Annotated in this window: 16 protein-coding genes; 7 read left to right on the top strand and 9 right to left on the bottom strand. The window is 71.2% G+C overall.

The window, feature by feature from the left end:
- The first annotated feature begins 295 nt into the window (after positions 1-295).
- Both AB0D32_RS25275 and AB0D32_RS25270 read left to right on the top strand, forming a co-directional pair.
- On the top strand, positions 296-1,225 hold the full coding sequence (locus AB0D32_RS25275) for a polysaccharide deacetylase family protein (RefSeq protein ID WP_357095039.1): 930 nt from the start codon (positions 296-298) through the stop codon (positions 1,223-1,225).
- A gap of 61 nt (positions 1,226-1,286) precedes the next feature.
- Complete coding sequence (locus AB0D32_RS25270) at positions 1,287-1,589, top strand: DUF1540 domain-containing protein (protein ID WP_357095037.1); 303 nt, start codon at positions 1,287-1,289, stop codon at positions 1,587-1,589.
- Positions 1,590-1,594: 5 nt separating this feature from the next.
- On the opposite strand, the gene AB0D32_RS25265 is transcribed toward AB0D32_RS25270, so the two are convergent.
- The gene (locus AB0D32_RS25265; RefSeq protein ID WP_357095034.1) at positions 1,595-3,601 is read right to left on the bottom strand and encodes a protein meaA; all 2,007 of its coding nucleotides are present in this window, start codon (positions 3,599-3,601) and stop codon (positions 1,595-1,597) included.
- Between the two features lie 150 nt (positions 3,602-3,751).
- Between AB0D32_RS25265 and AB0D32_RS25260 the strand changes: the two genes are divergently transcribed.
- Together AB0D32_RS25260 and AB0D32_RS25255 are read left to right on the top strand one after the other, a co-directional pair.
- Complete coding sequence (locus AB0D32_RS25260) at positions 3,752-4,600, top strand: ABC transporter ATP-binding protein (protein ID WP_357095031.1); 849 nt, start codon at positions 3,752-3,754, stop codon at positions 4,598-4,600.
- Positions 4,597-5,442, top strand: a complete 846-nt coding sequence (locus AB0D32_RS25255) for an ABC transporter permease (protein ID WP_357095028.1) — start codon at positions 4,597-4,599, stop codon at positions 5,440-5,442. Before AB0D32_RS25260 ends, AB0D32_RS25255 begins: the two co-directional genes overlap by 4 nt.
- Before the next feature lie 40 nt (positions 5,443-5,482).
- Here the strand turns inward: AB0D32_RS25255 and AB0D32_RS25250 are convergent, their stop codons facing one another.
- Positions 5,483-6,376: a helix-turn-helix domain-containing protein gene (locus AB0D32_RS25250; RefSeq protein ID WP_357095026.1), complete on the bottom strand. Its 894-nt coding sequence runs from the start codon at positions 6,374-6,376 to the stop codon at positions 5,483-5,485.
- Positions 6,377-6,494: 118 nt separating this feature from the next.
- Here AB0D32_RS25250 and AB0D32_RS25245 point away from each other — a divergent pair, with 118 nt between their 5' ends.
- Complete coding sequence (locus AB0D32_RS25245) at positions 6,495-7,679, top strand: MFS transporter (protein ID WP_357095024.1); 1,185 nt, start codon at positions 6,495-6,497, stop codon at positions 7,677-7,679.
- Between the two features lie 35 nt (positions 7,680-7,714).
- Here AB0D32_RS25245 and AB0D32_RS25240 read toward each other — a convergent pair whose 3' ends face one another.
- Together AB0D32_RS25240 and murA are read right to left on the bottom strand one after the other, a co-directional pair.
- Positions 7,715-8,563, bottom strand: coding sequence for a 3-hydroxyacyl-CoA dehydrogenase family protein (locus AB0D32_RS25240; protein ID WP_357095021.1), 849 nt, complete (start codon positions 8,561-8,563; stop codon positions 7,715-7,717).
- 86 nt (positions 8,564-8,649) lie between these two features.
- Positions 8,650-10,092, bottom strand: coding sequence for a UDP-N-acetylglucosamine 1-carboxyvinyltransferase (gene murA / locus AB0D32_RS25235; RefSeq protein WP_357095018.1), 1,443 nt, complete (start codon positions 10,090-10,092; stop codon positions 8,650-8,652).
- Here murA and AB0D32_RS25230 point away from each other — a divergent pair.
- Together AB0D32_RS25230 and AB0D32_RS25225 are read left to right on the top strand one after the other, a co-directional pair.
- Entirely contained in the window at positions 10,091-10,663 is a 573-nt protein-coding gene (locus AB0D32_RS25230; RefSeq protein ID WP_357095014.1) for a cob(I)yrinic acid a,c-diamide adenosyltransferase, read from the top strand. The two genes, murA and AB0D32_RS25230, sit on opposite strands and share 2 nt — an antisense overlap.
- 32 nt (positions 10,664-10,695) lie before the next feature.
- Entirely contained in the window at positions 10,696-11,133 is a 438-nt protein-coding gene (locus tag AB0D32_RS25225; RefSeq protein ID WP_357095011.1) for a VOC family protein, read from the top strand.
- A gap of 25 nt (positions 11,134-11,158) precedes the next feature.
- On the opposite strand, the gene AB0D32_RS25220 is transcribed toward AB0D32_RS25225, so the two are convergent.
- The 5 genes from AB0D32_RS25220 to AB0D32_RS25200 all read right to left on the bottom strand — a co-directional run bounded on the left by AB0D32_RS25220 (position 11,159) and on the right by AB0D32_RS25200 (position 15,725).
- Positions 11,159-11,614, bottom strand: a complete 456-nt coding sequence (locus AB0D32_RS25220; RefSeq protein ID WP_357095009.1) for a DUF2550 domain-containing protein — start codon at positions 11,612-11,614, stop codon at positions 11,159-11,161.
- A 12-nt stretch (positions 11,615-11,626) separates the two neighbouring features.
- Entirely contained in the window at positions 11,627-11,911 is a 285-nt protein-coding gene (locus AB0D32_RS25215) for a F0F1 ATP synthase subunit epsilon (RefSeq protein ID WP_091628483.1), read from the bottom strand.
- A gap of 89 nt (positions 11,912-12,000) precedes the next feature.
- Positions 12,001-13,143: an LCP family protein gene (locus tag AB0D32_RS25210; protein WP_357095005.1), complete on the bottom strand. Its 1,143-nt coding sequence runs from the start codon at positions 13,141-13,143 to the stop codon at positions 12,001-12,003.
- 216 nt (positions 13,144-13,359) lie between these two features.
- Positions 13,360-14,796, bottom strand: a complete 1,437-nt coding sequence (atpD, locus tag AB0D32_RS25205) for a F0F1 ATP synthase subunit beta (RefSeq protein ID WP_357095003.1) — start codon at positions 14,794-14,796, stop codon at positions 13,360-13,362.
- Complete coding sequence (locus AB0D32_RS25200; protein ID WP_357095000.1) at positions 14,796-15,725, bottom strand: F0F1 ATP synthase subunit gamma; 930 nt, start codon at positions 15,723-15,725, stop codon at positions 14,796-14,798. Before AB0D32_RS25200 ends, atpD begins: the two co-directional genes overlap by 1 nt.
- Position 15,726 lies beyond the last annotated feature (1 nt).

Raw genomic sequence — 15,726 nt, 5'->3', positions numbered from 1 at the left:
CCCGCCGTGCCCGGCGCAGGGATCAAGCCTGACCGCCCGGAGCCGGGCACGGCGGGCCACACCCCCACCCCCGCGCAGCGCAACCACCCCACGCAGCACAACCAGCCCACGCAGCACAACCAGCCCACGCAACAACCAGCCCGACCCAGCGCAACAGCCCGACCCAGCGCAACAGGCCGCACGCACACAACCAGGCCGCACGCACACAACCACCCCGACACCACGCACCACCACAGAACCCCGACCGCCCGACAGCGGGCGCGCAGGATTAGCCAGGCGCTGAGAGCATCTCCCGGTGCACGTGAAGACCTCCCGCATTCCGCTCGTCGCGACCCTCGCCGCCGTCGTCGTCGCCGCGGTCGTCGCCGTAGCCCTCCTCGTCACCCCGACCCCGCTGCGCGGCCCGGACGACTCCGGCGACGACGCCGGCGTCGCCTGGGTCACCGAGACGGGCCGAGCCGCGCAGACCCCGGCAGCATCGGCGACACCGGCGACACCAGGAGCACCGGCCTCGCCCGCCGCGACGGTCCCCGGCGCGACCCCGCCCGGAACCATTCCGCCCGTCGTCGACCACGGGCCACGTACGGGGAACAAGGTGGCGCTCACCTTCGACGCCGACATGACGGACGCGATGCGGAACCAACTGCGCAGTGGGGCGGTGCGGTCGTACGCGAACCTGAAGATCATCGACCTGCTGGAGCGGGAGCAGGTGCCGGCCACCTTCTTCCTCACCGGCAAGTGGGTCGAGCAGTACCCGGACGTGACGCGTCGGCTCGCCGGGAACCCGCGCTTCGAGTTGGCCAACCACACGTACGGGCATCTGGCTTTCACTCCGGACTGCTACGGCCTGCCCCGTGTCGCGGAGCGGGAGATGACCGCCGATGTGGCCCGGACGTTCGACGTGGTGGCCGCGTACGGGGGGCGCCAGACGCGGTACTTCCGTTTCCCGGGGCTGTGCCACGACCGCAAGGCGCTGGCCGCGCTGGCGCCGTTGGGGGTGACGGTGGTGGACGGCGACGTGGTCAGCGGCGACCCGTTCGCGAAGTCCTGGCGGCCGGTGGTGCGCGCTTCGCTGGACGGGGTGCGTCCGGGCTCGGTGATCGTCCTGCACGTGACGGAGGCGAACGCGCCGATGACGGACGAGGCGCTGCCGCACATCCTGGCCGGGCTGGCCGAGCGCGGTCTTGAGCCGGCCCCGCTCTCGGAGGTGCTCGGGCTGGGCTGAACCAGTCTCACGGAAAACCACAAAAGCCTAAAATCGGGGCAAGACTCTAGAGGAGGTCCCCATGACCGCAGCAGTGGAGATGCCCCGCGTCCAGGAGTGTGTGGTCGCGGCCTGCTCGTACAACCACACCAACGACTGCCACGCCTTCGCCATCACCATCGGCAGCCCGGACCACGCGCACTGCCACACCTTCATCGAGATGCCCGCGATCCGTGGCGGGGTGAACGGCGGCATGACGGCGCAGGTCGGCGCCTGCCAGCGCGCGGACTGCCAGCACAACGAGCAGTTGGAGTGCCATGCGCCGGCGATCAAGGTCGGCCCGGACAACGACATGGCCGACTGCATGACCTACGTCAGCCGCTGACCACCTCAGCGCAGACCGTTGGCTTCGCGGACCACGGTGACCAGCTCGTCGATGATGCCGGTCAGGGCGAAGTCCTTCGGCGTGAAGACCCGGGCCACCCCGGCGGCCCGGAGCTGATCCGCGTCGCCGGCCGGGATGATCCCGCCGACCACCACGGGCAGGTCCGGCCGGCCGGCGACGCGCAGGCCGGCCAGCACCGCCGGCACCGCCGCCAGGTGTGAGCCGGAGAGCACCGAGAGGCCGACCAGGTCCACGTCCTCCTCCACGGCGGCGGCGACGATCTGCCCGGCGGTGAGCCGGATGCCCTGGTAGACGACCTCGAAGCCCGCGTCGCGGGCGCGTACCGCGATCTGCTCCGCGCCGTTGGAGTGCCCGTCGAGGCCGGGCTTGCCGACCAGCAGTCGCAGCCGGCCGCTGCCCAGCTCACGGGCGGTGGCGGCGACCCGCTCCCGGACGGCGCCCAGGGTGGCGTCCCCGCCGGCCCCGGTGCCGCCGGCCAGGCCGGTGGGGGCCCGGTACTCGCCGAAGACCTGCCGCAGCGCACCGGCCCACTCGCCGGTGGTCACGCCGGCCCGCACGCACTCCAGCGTCGCCGGCATCAGGTTCGCCGTGGTCGCGGCGTCCGCGCGTAGCCGGGCCAGCGCCGCCTCGACCGCCGCGTCGTCCCGGCCGGCCCGCCACCGCTGTACGGAGGCCGCTGCCGCCGCCTCGACCGCCGGGTCGACCTGTTCGACGGCCTCGGCTCCGGCGGCGGTCAGCGGCGAGGGCTCGGTCTCGGTGAACCGGTTGACACCGACCACCACGTCGGTGCCGGCCTCCATCCGGCGGCGCCGCTCGGCCAGCGAGGCGACCAGGGCGCTCTTGAGGTAGCCGGTCTCCACGGCGGCGACCACGCCGCCCATCTCCAGCACCCTCTCCAGCTCCGCCCGGGCCCCGGCGACGATCCCGTCGACCAGGGCGGTCATCACGTGCGAGCCCTCGAAGAGGTCCGGGTACTCCAGCAGGTCCGACTCGTACGCGAGCACCTGCTGCATCCGCAGTGACCACTGCTGGTCCCAGGGCCGGGGCAGGCCGAGGGCCTCGTTCCAGGCGGGCAGCTGGACGGCGCGGGCCCGGGCGTCCCGGGAGAGGGTCACGCCGAGCATCTCCAGCACGATGCGCTGGATGTTGTTCTCCGGCTGCGCCTCGGTCAGGCCCAGCGAGTTGACCTGCACGCCGTACCGGAACCGCCGCTGCTTCGGGTCCTGCACGCCGTATCGTTCGCGGGTGATCTCGTCCCAGAGCACGCCGAAGGCGCGCATCTTGGCGATCTCCTCGACGAAGCGCACCCCGGCGTTGACGAAGAAGGAGATCCGCTGCACGACGTCGCCCATCCGCTCGGCGGGCACCTGCCCCGAGTCGCGGACCGCGTCGAGCACCGCGACGGCGGTGGAGAGCGCGAAGCCGACCTCTTGGACCGGGGTCGCACCGGCCTCCTGGAGGTGGTACGAGCAGATGTTGACCGGGTTCCACCTCGGCATCGCCTTCAGCGTGTGCGCCACGATGTCGGCCGTGAGCCGCAGCGACGCGGCCGGCGGGAAGATGTGGGTGCCCCGGGAGAGGTACTCCTTGATGATGTCGTTCTGCGTGGTGCCGGCACAGCGGGACAGCTCCGCGCCCTGCTCCGCACCGACCGTGCCGTAGAGGGCGAGCAGCCACATCGCCGGCGCGTTGATGGTCATGGACGTGTTCATGTCGGCCAGCGGGATGCCGTCGAAGAGGGCCCGCATGTCGCCGAGGTGCGCCACCGGGACGCCCACCCGGCCCACCTCACCGGTGGCGAGCTCGTGGTCGGGGTCGTAACCGGTCTGCGTCGGCAGATCGAAGGCGACCGACAGCCCGGTCTGCCCCTTCGCCAGGTTGCGGCGGAAGAGCGCGTTGGTCGCGGCGGCCGAGCTGTGCCCGGCGTAGGTGCGCATCACCCACGGGCGGTCTCGCTCGGGCAGCCGGCCGGGGAGAGCCTTCTCGTCCATGGCGGGAGTCTAAGTTACCGTTCAGTCACCGGAGCTGTGGAAAACCACACAGGTCCATGGAGCGGAAACCCGGGTGCGAAGCGCCCGACATGGGCGCGACCACCACACCCCGGCCGGCCCGCCGCCGCGGCCACGTCGCACACTTGACGGATGCATGACGAGCTGGCGATCTCCGTGCGGGGGCTGCGCAAGGCGTACGGCGACAACGCCGCCGTCGCGGGCGTGGACCTCGACGTCCACCGCGGCGAGGTCTTCGCCCTCCTCGGCCCCAACGGCGCCGGCAAGACCACCACCGTGGAGATCCTGGAGGGCTACCGGCAGCGCGACGCCGGCGACGTCGACGTCCTCGGCAGCGACCCGGCCCGGCCGGCCGCCGACTGGCGTTCCCGGGTGGGCATCGTCCTCCAGGGCACCGGCGAGTTCGACGAGCTGACGGTCTCCGAGGTGGTCCGTCACTTCTCCGGTTTCTATGCCGGCGCGGACGACCCTGACAAGGTCATCGAGCGCGTCGGGCTGGCCGGCAAGGCGAAGGCCCGTACGCACACCCTGTCCGGCGGGCAGAAGCGCCGGCTCGACGTGGCGCTCGGCATCGTCGGCCGACCCGAGCTGCTCTTCCTCGACGAACCGACCACCGGTTTCGACCCGGAGGCCCGCCGGGAGTTCTGGGAGCTGATCCGCGACCTGGCCGCCGCTGGCACCACCATCGTGCTCACCACCCACTACCTCGACGAGGCCGAGGCGCTCGCCGACCGGGTCGGCGTGATCGCCGGTGGCCGGCTGGTCGAGGTCGCCGCGCCCGACCGGCTCGGCAACCGGCGGGAGGCCCTCGCGACGGTCTCCTGGCGTACGCCGGAAGGGGCGCGGGAGGCGGCGGAGAGCGCGACGCCGACGGCGCTGGTGGCGGAGCTGGCCGCGCGCTTCGGCGGTGAGGTCCCGGGCCTGACGGTGACCCGGCCGACCCTGGAGGACATCTACCTGCGGATGATCGGACACCGATGACCACCACGACGAAGCCGGCCGCACCGGCCACCACGGCACCGGCCCGACGGCCGGGTGCGGTCGCCCTCACCCTGCGGCAGGGCCGGCTGGAGATCACCCAGTTCCTGCGCAGCCGGGAGTCCGTCGTCTTCACGATGGGCTTCCCGGTCGTCATGATCCTGATCTTCGCGGCGATCTTCGGCGACGAGATCGCCCCCGGGGTCAGCTACACGCAGTACTTCATCACCGGCATGATCGCCACCGGCCTGATGACGGTGAGCTTCCAGAACCTCGGCATCTGGATCCCGATCGAGCGGGACCGGGGGGTGCTCAAGCGCTACCGGGGCACGCCGATGCCGAGTTGGGTCTGGTTCGCCGGCAAGGTGCTCATGGTGGTGGTGATCGGCATCGCCGAAACGGTGCTGCTGATCGTGGTCTCGGCGGCGATGTTCGACCTGGAACTGCCCGGCACCGCCACGAAGTGGCTCACCTTCGGCTGGGTGTCGGTGCTCGGCGTCACCGCCTGCACGCTGTGCGGCATCGCCATCTCGTCGCTGGCCCGCACCGCCCGCAGCGGCTCGGCGGTGGTCACCCCGGTCGCGTTGGTGCTCCAGTTCATCTCCGGGGTGTTCTTCGTCTTCACCGAGCTGCCGGCGTGGATGCAGCAGGTTGCGGCGTTCTTCCCGCTGAAGTGGATGTGTCAGGGCCTGCGCTCGGTCTTCCTGCCGGATTCCTTCGGCGCCCGCGAGCCGGCCGGCTCGTTCGAGCTGGACCGGGTCGCCCTGGTGCTCGTCGCATGGTGTGTGATCGGCCTGGTGCTCTGCCTGACCACGTTCCGCTGGACGACCAAGCGCGACGGCTGAGCGAGGCGGGGCAGCCCTTCGCGCCGCCGAACGACCTCGCTCACCCGCCGGCGGCGAGCGCGCCGCCGAGCGGCGTGCGCCAGTAGAGCACCTCGCGCCCGGACCGCCGCTTGCCGACGGCGCCCGCGTCCAGCAGCACCCGCAGGTGGTCGCTCACCGTCCCGAGGGACAGCCCGGTCACCACCACGAGCTGCGAGGTGCTCAGCGGTGTGTCCAGCCTGGCCAGGATGTTGGCCCGGTTTGCACCGATCAGCCGGGCGAGCCCGTCGGGTGCCGGTGAGGTGGGATCGACCAGGATCCCGCGCACGGGATAAACCATTCCGAACCGGGTTGGCTTGTCCCAAACCACCCAGCCGCGACGGCAGTGCGCAGGTAGGAAGACCAACTGCTCGGCCTCGTCCAGCGACAGCGGCGGCTCCGGGTAGTCGTTGACCTGGAGACGGCCGTCGCCCAGCCAGCGCATGTTGCGGTTGAGGTCGGTGAACACCCCGGCCCAGCCGCCCGTGCTCAACGCGGCGGTGCGGGCCACGATGTCCGCCCGGAGCCGGCGTTCCCGCTCCGGCCACTCCGGCTCGACGGTGTGCGTCCAGACCCAGCCGAGGAGTTCCACCACCTGCCCGGTGAGACCGTCCGCCAGCAACTCGGCGTCGAGCGGCTCCGGCCGGGTGGCACGTAGGTCGGCCCGGATCCGCTCGTCGGACAACCGCCCGACGGCCGCCAGCTCCGTCGCGAACGTCGGTTCCGGCGTGGCGGGCGCGACGGTGAGGAAGTCCGCGGTCCACCGGGGGTGGAACGACGCGGGCAGCAGCGCCCGGACCACCGGCCGACCGGCCAGCATTCGTCGGAACGGCTCGACGTGACGCCCTCGCCATGCCCGCTGCCACGGGGTACGCGGGTCGTACAGCGCGCGCAGCGCGGCGATCGTGTCGACCATCGGCGAGACCGTGAAGCGGCTCCGCGCGAGTAGATCCGATGGCACCTGCCAGACGGCCACGTTTCGCCTCCAGACGTAACTCTACGAGATCCACCCGGCGTCCCACACGATGGCGCCCGTGAGAACGTACGCAGACCTGTTCGCGGTCCGGGAGTTCCGCAACCTGTTCCTGGCAAACTGCGCGGGGATCGCGGCGCACACGACGTCGGCGCTGGCGCTGGGCGCGCTGACCTACGCGTCGACCGGCTCGGCGCTGCTCACCGCGCTGAGCATGTTCGGCGCACCGCTCGCCGGCGTGCTCGGCAGCCTGACGTTGCTGTCGGCTGCGGACAGCGTGCCGCCCCGACGGGCGCTGACCCTCGCCGCCGTGCTGGTCGCCGTCGGAGCGGCGCTACAGGCTGTGCCCGGCCTGCCGCTGTGGGCGCGGTTCACGGTCATCTTCGCCGGCGCGTATGTCGGCTCGATCACCGCCGGGGCCCGGTGGGCGCTGCTCACCGACATCCTGCCGTCCGACGCCTACGTGCTGGGCAGATCCACCATGAACACGAGCGTCGGGGCGATGCAGATCGCCGGATTCGGACTGGCCGGTGTCCTGCTGGTCTGGCTGAACCCGTACGAGGTGTTCCTGCTCGCGGCGGTGCTGCGGGTGGTGGCGGCGGCGGTCGGGTGGTTCGGGCTGTCGGAGCGCCCGGCCCGGACCACCGCCCGGACGACGGTCGGGCGCACGCTCAGGGTGAACCGGGAACTGTGGGCGGACCCCGGCCGCCGATCCCTGTTGCTCAACCTGTGGGTGCCGGGCGGCCTGGTCGTCGGTTGCGAGGCGCTGTTCGTGCCCTACGCCGGGGACCGGGCCGGCTTCCTCTACGCCGCCGCAGCCCTCGGCATGCTGGCGGGCGACATCGTGGTGGGGCGGCTCCTGCCGCCGGCCCGGCGGGAGCGGCTGGTCCCCGCCCTGCGACTGCTGCTCGCCCTGCCCTACCTGGCTTTCGCGCTGTCGCCGGCGCTGCCGCTGGCCATGGTCGTCGCGGTCGTCGCCTCGGCGGGCTTCGCCGCCGGGCTGCCGTTGCAGGAGCGGCTGATCGCCCACTCGCCCACTGAGATCCGGGGCCAGGTGCTCGGCCTGCACCACAACGGCATGCTGGCCACGCAGGCGCTGTGTGCCGTGCTCGCCGGCACGGTCGCGGACCTGGTCCCGGCGAGTTGGGCCGTCACGCTGCTCGCCACGGCGTCGCTGGTCGCCACGCTCGTGCTCACCGCCGGGCTGCGGCGGACCGCCCCCGCGCCGCTGGAGGCGGTCCGCTGAGCGGCCGGGGGGGATGTCGCGCCCCCGGCTGCCCGTCAGTACGTGTAGAAGCCCTTGCCGGTCTTGCGGCCGAGGTCGCCGGCCGTGACCATGCGCTGGAGCAGCTCCGGCGGGAAGAACTTCTCGTCCGCCGTGTCGGTGTAGATGTTCTTCGACGCGTGCATCAGCACGTCCACGCCGGTCAGGTCGGTGGTGGCCAGCGGGCCCATCGCGTGGCCGAAGCCGAGCCGGCAGGCGGTGTCCAGGTCCTCGGCCGACACCACACCCGACTCGACCAGCTTGACGGCCTCGACGACCAGCGCCGCGATCAGCCGGGTGGTGACGAAGCCCGCGATGTCCCGGTTGACCACCACGACGGTCTTGCCGATCTCCTCGGCGAACGTCTTCACCGTCGCCAGGGTCTCGTCGCTGGTCTTGTAGCCGCGCACCAGCTCGCAGAGCTTCATCATCGGCACCGGCGAGAAGAAGTGGGTGCCGACGACCGCCTCCGGGCGCTCGGTCACCGCGGCGATCTGGGTCACCGGGATGGCCGAGGTGTTGGTCGCGAGCACGGCGTCGGACTTGCAGATCTTGTCCAGCGCGCGGAACACCTCGTGCTTGATCTCCAGCCGCTCGAAGACCGCCTCGACCACGATGTCCGCGTCGGCCGCCGCCTCCAGGTCGGTGGTCGGGGTGATCCGGCCCAGCGTCGCCTCGACCTCGGACGCCTCGATCTTCCCCTTCTCGGCGAACCTGGTCAGCGACTTGCGGATGCCGTCCAGGCCCCGCCCGGTGGCCGCGTCGTCCAGGTCCCGCAGCGTCACCTGCCAGCCCGCCTGCGCCGCCACCTGGGCGATGCCAGAGCCCATCAGCCCGGCCCCGACGACCGCGAGTCGACCCGCCATCTGCTTCTCCCTCGCCTGATTGAGTATCTGCCAGCACCCTAGTCGGCGGGCCTGAACGGGTGCTAAGGCGTGTCCGACCGGCGGGATCAGATGGTCAGGTCCGGTTCCTCCGGTGCGGTGCCCCGTTCCACCCCGACCCCGAGCGCGCGCAGGTCGGCCGCGAAGTCCGGGTAGCCCCGGTCGACGTGGTGCACGTGGGAGACCTCGGTGACCCCCTCGGCGCAGAGCCCGGCGATGATCAGCCCGGCGCCGGCGCGGATGTCGGTGGCCCGCACGGGAGCGCCGGAGAGCCGGTCGTGGCCCCGGACCACCGCGTGGTGGCCGTCGGTCTTGATGTCCGCCCCGAGCCGCATCATCTCGTTGGCGAACATGAACCGGCCGTCGAAGATGTTCTCGGTGATCAGGGACGCGCCGTCGCTGACCGCGGCCAGCCCGATCGCCATCGGCAGCAGGTCGGTGGCGAAGCCCGGGTACGGCAGCGTGACGACGTCCACCGCCGTCGGCCGGTCGTCCATCCGGATCCGGAACGCGTCGCCGCGGGTCTCCACCAGCCCACCGGCGGAGACCAGCTTGTCGAGCGCGACCTCCAGGAACGCCGGCTCCACCCCGGTGACCGTGACGTCCCCCCGGGTCATCGCCGCACCGAACGCCCAGGTGCCGGCCACGATCCGGTCCCCCACCGTGGCGTGCCGCACCGGCCGCAGCCCGGGCACCCCCTCGATGTGCAGGGTGGAGGTACCCGCGCCGGCGATCCGGGCGCCCATCTGGTTGAGCATGGTGCAGATGTCGACGATCTCCGGCTCGCGGGCGGCGTTGTCGATGAGGCTCGGCCCCCGGGCCAGCACCGCCGCCATGACCAGGTTCTCCGTCGCGCCGACGCTGGGGAAGTCGAGCACGATCTCCGCGCCGTGCAGCCCGTACGGCGCCGACGCGATGACGAAGCCGTGCTCGCCGGAGATCTCGGCGCCCATCCGGGTCAGCCCGGAGATGTGCATGTCCAGGCCCCGCGAGCCGATGGCGTCCCCGCCGGGGTGGGCCACCCGCACGTACCCCCGGCGGGCCAGCAGCGGGCCCAGCACGCAGATCGAGGCACGCAGCCGGCGTACGAGGTCGTAGTCCGCCTCGGCGCCGGGCTGCTCGGGCACGTCGATGACGACCGACCGGGACCGGGCCACCCCGCCGTGCGCGACCATCGGGTCGACCGGGTCGTCGGCGTCGAAGCGGACGCCACAGCCGAGCCGGCGGAGCACCTCGCCCATGATCGCGATGTCGGTGATCCGCGGCACGTTGGTGATCACGCTGCGGCCCGGGGCGAGCAGCGCGGCGGCCATCAGCTTCAGGGCCGAGTTCTTGGCGCCGACGACGTGCACCGTGCCGGCCAGGCGCGCGTCACCGCGTACCCGGATGACGTCGACGTCGTTGACCGCCGGATCACCGGCGTCGCCGGGGCCCCACCCGACCGGCCGGACGGCGGTGCCGCCCGGGCGCTCCGGGATCGTCAGGTCCGGTATCCGTAGGCTGTGCGTCATGGCCGTCCACCTCACGCGCATCTACACGAAGGCCGGCGATGCCGGCATGACCAGGCTGAGCAACAACGAGCAGGTGCCGAAGACCGATCCGCGCATCTCCGCGTACGCGGACGTCGACGAGTGCAACGCCGCGATCGGCGTGGCGCTCGCCCTGGGGCAGCTCGACGACGAGCTGCGCGTCGTCCTGGCGTCGATCCAGAACGACATGTTCGACGTGGGCGCAGACCTGTCCACCCCGGTCGAGCCGGATCCGAAGTACCCGCCGCTGCGGGTCACCGAGGCGTACGTCGAGCGCCTGGAGGGCTGGTGCGACGAGTACAACGCACGCCTGAGCAAGCTCGACTCCTTCATCCTCCCCGGCGGCACCGCGGGCGCGGCGCTGCTGCACGTGGCGCGGACGATCGCCCGACGCGCCGAGCGGTCGGCATGGGCCCTGGTCGCGCACGACCCCGAGCGGACCGGCGCGCTCCCGGCAAAGTATCTCAACCGGCTCTCTGACCTGCTCTTCATCCTGTCAAGAACGGCAAATCCGGACGGAGATGTGCTATGGGTGCCGGGCGGCGACCGCTGACCACCCGCCCCGCGTTCCCGCCGGAGTCTCCGGTGGGAACGCTGCACCACGTCGAGGTCTGGGTGCCCGATCTGGCCGCAGCTATTCACAGTTGGGGCTGGTTGCTCGGTGAGCTGGGCTGGACGCCGTTCCAGGAGTGGCCGGCCGGCCGTTCCTGGCGGCTCGGCCTCACGTACCTGGTGCTGGAGCGGTCACCGGCGCTGCGCGGGCGGCTGCATGACCGGCTCGCCCCCGGCCTCAACCACCTGGCCTTCCACGCCGGCCCGCCGGCCGCCGTGGACCGGTTGGTGGAGGCCGCGCCCGCGTACGGCTGGACGCTGCTCTTCCCGGACCGCCATCCCCACGCCGGCGGGCCGCAGACTTACGCCGCCTACCTCACCGACAACCAGGGATACGAGGTCGAACTCGTCGGATCCGCTGACGGGGACCGTGCGAGACGAAAGGCACCTGAGGACGCGCCAGGGACGTGAGGTGTTTCCGGGGACGAGGCCCGATTCAGGCGGCGGGCCAGTCCTGGGAGGCCAGACGCGGCGAGACCGCCCCCGGAGGGGCGGCCTCGAGCCAGGACAGGAACCCGGTGACGGTGGACCGGGCCATGGCGATCTCCACCGGGGCGTGGTCGCTCGTACAGCGGAGGATGACCCAGTCGGCGGGCATCGAGAGACGCTCCTGCCCTTCGGGGAGCCGTCGCCGCTCGACGACCAGCCCCTTGCGGGAGAGCACGCGGGTGGGTCGGATGGCGAAACTGAACAGCCGGTACCAGCGGAGTTGGTCACCGACGAAGCGGCCGAAGCCGGGAGACCAGCCGCGGCCGTCGAGCATCGTGGAGGTCCGGACGCCGAGCCGGATGATGCCCCCGCTGCGGGTGACGACAGCCCGCCGGGCGAAGAGGATCAGGAGTGCGCCGAGGATGACGGCGACGCCGATTCCGATCCCTCCGACGATCTCCATCGGCGTTTCGGCTCAGCGGCTCTGCGCGGCGGAAACCGGGGTGGCGCTCTCGGCCAGGACGGTCACGCGCTCGGCGGTCACCGACAGGAAGCCACCGGCCACCTCGTAGGAGACCTGCTCGCCGCCGGGAAGCTTGATGCGCACCTGGCCGGGCTCGGCAAGCTGGCCGAGCAGGGGCGCGTGCCCCGCCAGCACACCCAGCTCGCCCTCGGTCGTGCGGGCGACGACCATCTCGGCCTCGCCGGACCAGACCTTCTCCTCGACGGCTACGAGCTCGACGTGAAGCTGCTTTGCCACGCTGTCTCCTTGCTGCGGCGGCGGATTGTCGAAAGTCTAGTCGTGCCCCCGACCCGCCCCCAACGCGGGTGGCGAGACCTGCGCCACGGCTACTTCGCCTTGTTCTGGAAGTCGGGATGCTCCACCAGGAACGCGTCCAACTGCTCCTTCCGCAGGGCGGCGAAGAAGTCGTCCACGGCTGGCTCGAACCGTTCGCCCTGGTACTTCCCGTTCTGGGTCACCGAACCACCCGGCAGCTTGATCATCTGAATCGTCTCCGGGCGGATGTTCTTGAGCGCCAGCCCGAAGTCGACCACGCTGTTGCCCCGACCGTTGAAGATCAGCGACTGCCCGGCCGCCCGCAGCACCCGGTCCAGCTTGACCGGATTGGTCACCACGTCGGCACTGAGCGCCTGACCCGCCATCGCCTTGACGAACTGCTGCTGGTGCCGCTGCCGCCCGTAGTCGCCGTCGGGTACGCCGTTCTTCGGGTAGCGCTGCCGGACGTAGTCGAGCGCCTGCCAGCCGCTGAGGTGCTGGCTGCCCTTCTTGTAGACCGCCTGCGGGCCGACGTAGCCCTCACCGTTGGGGTTGCCCTTGCGGTGCTTGCCGTCCGGCTCGCGGTGCTCGGAGCGCACCTCGCGCTCGATCTGCATGGTGACGCCACCCATCGCGTCGACGATGCTCTTGAAGCCGCTGAAGTTGATGATCGCGCCGGCGTCGAAGCGCTCGATGCCGGTGACGTCCTGCACCGTCGTCGCCAGCAACTCGAAGCCGCGGGCCGCGTCCGGGTTGGCGCCGGGCACCCGACTGCCGTACGACATCGCCGAGTTGAGCTTGTCGGTGCCGCCCCTGAACTCCGCCCGGGCGAACTCGGGGATCTCCACGATGAGGTCGCGCGGCATCGAGAAGAGGTAGGCCCGGTCCAGCTCCGCCGGCACGTGCAGCACCATGATCGAGTCGGCCAGCGGCGGCATCTCCGGATTGCGCGGGTCGATGCCCACCAGCAGGATGTTGAGCGGGCCCTTGATGTCGCTCCTGCGTTCCTTCGCCCCGGCCGCCTGGTCGCCGAAGAGATCGGCCTTTCCGACGGCGCCCTCGTAGCGGGCCATCAGCACCTCGGTGCCGACCAGCACCGCGCCGCTGAGCAGCATCAGGACGGCACCGAACACGGTGCAGGCCCGGGCCCAGCGCGGCACCCCCGACCACCTGGACGACCTACCGCCGCCCTTGCCGGCCTTACCCACGATCATCTCCGTTCGTCACGCCCACGATCAGGAGACGGGCGCACGCAGCCGATTTCGTTGCACAGATCGACGCCCACGTGGTACGCAGGCGGATCGACGTTACCTCGCGTACCGCATGATCGCCGAGCACGCGCAGCCGGAAAGGGCGATCAGCGCGCGCCCTGAGGACGGCGAAAGGCCGCCCCGGCAGTGCCGGGACGGCCTCACCTCAGGACCGACAGGTCAGCCCTTCATCAGCTCCGCTGCCTTGCGCTCCAGGTCCTCCAGGCCACCGCACATGAAGAAGGCCTGCTCGGGGAAGTGGTCGTACTCGCCCTCGCTGATCTTCTTGAAGGCCTCGATGGTCTCCTGGATCGGGACCGTCGAGCCCGGCACGCCGGTGAACTGCTCCGCCGCGTAGGTGTTCTGCGACAGGAAGCGCTCGATCCGCCGCGCGCGCTGCACGGTGATCTTGTCTTCCTCGGAGAGCTCCTCGATACCGAGGATGGCGATGATGTCCTGCAGGTCCTTGTACTTCTGCAGGATCCGCTTCACCTCGGTCGCCACCGCGAAGTGCTCGGCGCCGACGAACTCCGGGGCGAGGATCCGGGACGAGGACGCCAGCGGGTCCACGGCCGGGTAGATGCCCTTGTCGGAGATCGACCGCTCCAGGTTGGTGGTCGCGTCGAGGTGGGCGAACGTGGTGGCCGGGGCGGGGTCGGTGTAGTCGTCCGCCGGCACGTAGATCGCCTGCATCGAGGTGATGGCCTGGCCCCGGACGGAGGTGATCCGCTCCTGGAGCTCGCCCATCTCGTCGGCCAGGGTCGGCTGGTAGCCCACCGCGCTCGGCATCCGGCCGAGCAGGGTGGAGACCTCCGAACCGGCCTGCGTGAAGCGGAAGATGTTGTCGATGAAGAGCAGCACCTCCTGCTTCTTCACGTCACGGAAGTACTCCGCCATGGTCAGCGCGGAGAGGGCGACCCGCAGCCGGGTGCCCGGCGGCTCGTCCATCTGGCCGTAGACCAGCGCGGTCTTGTCGATGACGCCGGACTCGGTCATCTCGGCGATGAGGTCGTTGCCCTCGCGGGTGCGCTCACCCACGCCGGCGAAGACCGACGTACCACCGAAGTTCCGGGCGACACGGGTGATCATCTCCTGGATGAGCACCGTCTTGCCCACGCCGGCACCGCCGAACAGGCCGATCTTGCCGCCCTTGACGTACGGGGCGAGCAGGTCGATGACCTTGATGCCGGTCTCCAGCATCTCGGTCTTCGGCTCCAGGTCCGCGAAGGCCGGGGCCTTGCGGTGGATGCCCCAGTGGTCGTCCGGCTGGAGCGTCTCGCCCTCGGTGAGGTTGAGGCACTCGCCGATCGCGTTGAACACGTGACCCTTGACCGTGTCGCCCACCGGAACGGTGATCGGCGAGCCGGTGTCGCGCACCTCGGTGCCACGGACCAGGCCGTCGGTCGGCTGCATCGAGATGGCGCGGACCATGTTGTCACCCAGGTGCTGGGCGACCTCCAGGGTCAGCGTCTTCTCGCCGCCGGAGAGCGTCACGTTCACGTGCAGGGCGTTGAACAGGGCCGGCATGGCGTCGCGCGGGAACTCGGCGTCGACGACCGGGCCGATGACCCGGACCACGCGACCCGTGGCCGTCTTGGTCTCTACTGGGGCAGTCATCACACTTCACTTCCCGACGCGGCCAGCGCGTTCGCGCCGCCGACGATCTCGCTGATCTCCTGGGTGATCCCGGCCTGGCGGGCCGAGTTCATCTCACGCGTGTACTTCTCGATCATCTCTTCGGCGTTGTCGGTGGCGCTCTTCATCGCCCGCCGACGGGCCGCCGACTCGCTCGCCGCCGACTCCAGCAACGCCGCGTAGATCCGCGTGTTGATGTACTTCGGCAGCAGCGCGTCGAGCAGCGCCTCCGCGTCCGGCTCGAACTCGTACGCCGGCAGCGCGCCCTCGGACCGCGGCCGGTCCTCGACCTGCATGGGGCCGATGATCCTGGTGACCGGGGTCTGGGTCATCAGGGAGTGGAACTCGGTGTAGACGATGTGCAGCTCGTCGACCCCGCGGATCCCGTCCGGCCCGGCGCCGCCGTCGACGTCGTCCGCACCGGCGGTGAACGCCTTGATCAGCGTCTCACCCACGGTGCGGGCGTCGGCGAAGGTCGGCTGCTCCGAGAACCCGGTCCAGTTGGCCTCGATCGGCCGGTCCCGGAACCGGAAGAACCCGACGCCCTTGCGCCCGATGACGTAGAGCACCGGCTCCTTGCCGTCGGCCCGGAGCCGGGCGATCAGCGACTCGGCCATCTTGATGGCGTTGGAGCTGTAACCACCGGCGAGGCCACGGTCGGAGGTGACCAGCAGGACACCCGCCCGCCGCACCTGCGGACGCGCGGTGAGCAGCGGGTGGTCGATCCGCGCGTTGGACGCCAGCGCCGTGAGCACGCCGGTGACCGCCTGGGCGTACGGCAGGGACGCCTCCACCCGGGCCTGGGCCTTGGCGATCCGGCTCGTCGCCACGAGCTCCATCGCCTTGGTGATCTTCTTCATCCCCTTCGCCGAGCGAATCCGTTGACGAAGAACGCGTACCTGGGCCGCCATG

It is taken from the genome of Micromonospora sp. NPDC048170, from assembly GCF_040652795.1.
In the GTDB taxonomy this organism is placed as follows: Bacteria; Actinomycetota; Actinomycetes; order Mycobacteriales; family Micromonosporaceae; genus Micromonospora.
This window is presented reverse-complemented; position numbering and strand designations above follow the sequence as displayed.

Bases quoted from the DNA above. Each gene is read 5' to 3' on its own strand.
- AB0D32_RS25270 (WP_357095037.1), top strand. From the start codon at position 1,287: ATGACCGCAGCAGTGGAGATGCCCCGCGTCCAGGAGTGTGTGGTCGCG.
- AB0D32_RS25265 (WP_357095034.1), bottom strand. From the start codon at position 3,601: ATGGACGAGAAGGCTCTCCCCGGCCGGCTGCCCGAGCGAGACCGCCCG.
- AB0D32_RS25260 (WP_357095031.1), top strand. From the start codon at position 3,752: ATGCATGACGAGCTGGCGATCTCCGTGCGGGGGCTGCGCAAGGCGTAC.
- AB0D32_RS25255 (WP_357095028.1), top strand. From the start codon at position 4,597: ATGACCACCACGACGAAGCCGGCCGCACCGGCCACCACGGCACCGGCC.
- AB0D32_RS25250 (WP_357095026.1), bottom strand. From the start codon at position 6,376: ATGGTCGACACGATCGCCGCGCTGCGCGCGCTGTACGACCCGCGTACC.
- AB0D32_RS25240 (WP_357095021.1), bottom strand. From the start codon at position 8,563: ATGGCGGGTCGACTCGCGGTCGTCGGGGCCGGGCTGATGGGCTCTGGC.
- AB0D32_RS25230 (WP_357095014.1), top strand. From the start codon at position 10,091: ATGGCCGTCCACCTCACGCGCATCTACACGAAGGCCGGCGATGCCGGC.
- murA (WP_357095018.1), bottom strand. From the start codon at position 10,092: ATGACGCACAGCCTACGGATACCGGACCTGACGATCCCGGAGCGCCCG.
- AB0D32_RS25220 (WP_357095009.1), bottom strand. From the start codon at position 11,614: ATGGAGATCGTCGGAGGGATCGGAATCGGCGTCGCCGTCATCCTCGGC.
- AB0D32_RS25210 (WP_357095005.1), bottom strand. From the start codon at position 13,143: ATGATCGTGGGTAAGGCCGGCAAGGGCGGCGGTAGGTCGTCCAGGTGG.
- atpD (WP_357095003.1), bottom strand. From the start codon at position 14,796: ATGACTGCCCCAGTAGAGACCAAGACGGCCACGGGTCGCGTGGTCCGG.
- AB0D32_RS25200 (WP_357095000.1), bottom strand. From the start codon at position 15,725: ATGGCGGCCCAGGTACGCGTTCTTCGTCAACGGATTCGCTCGGCGAAG.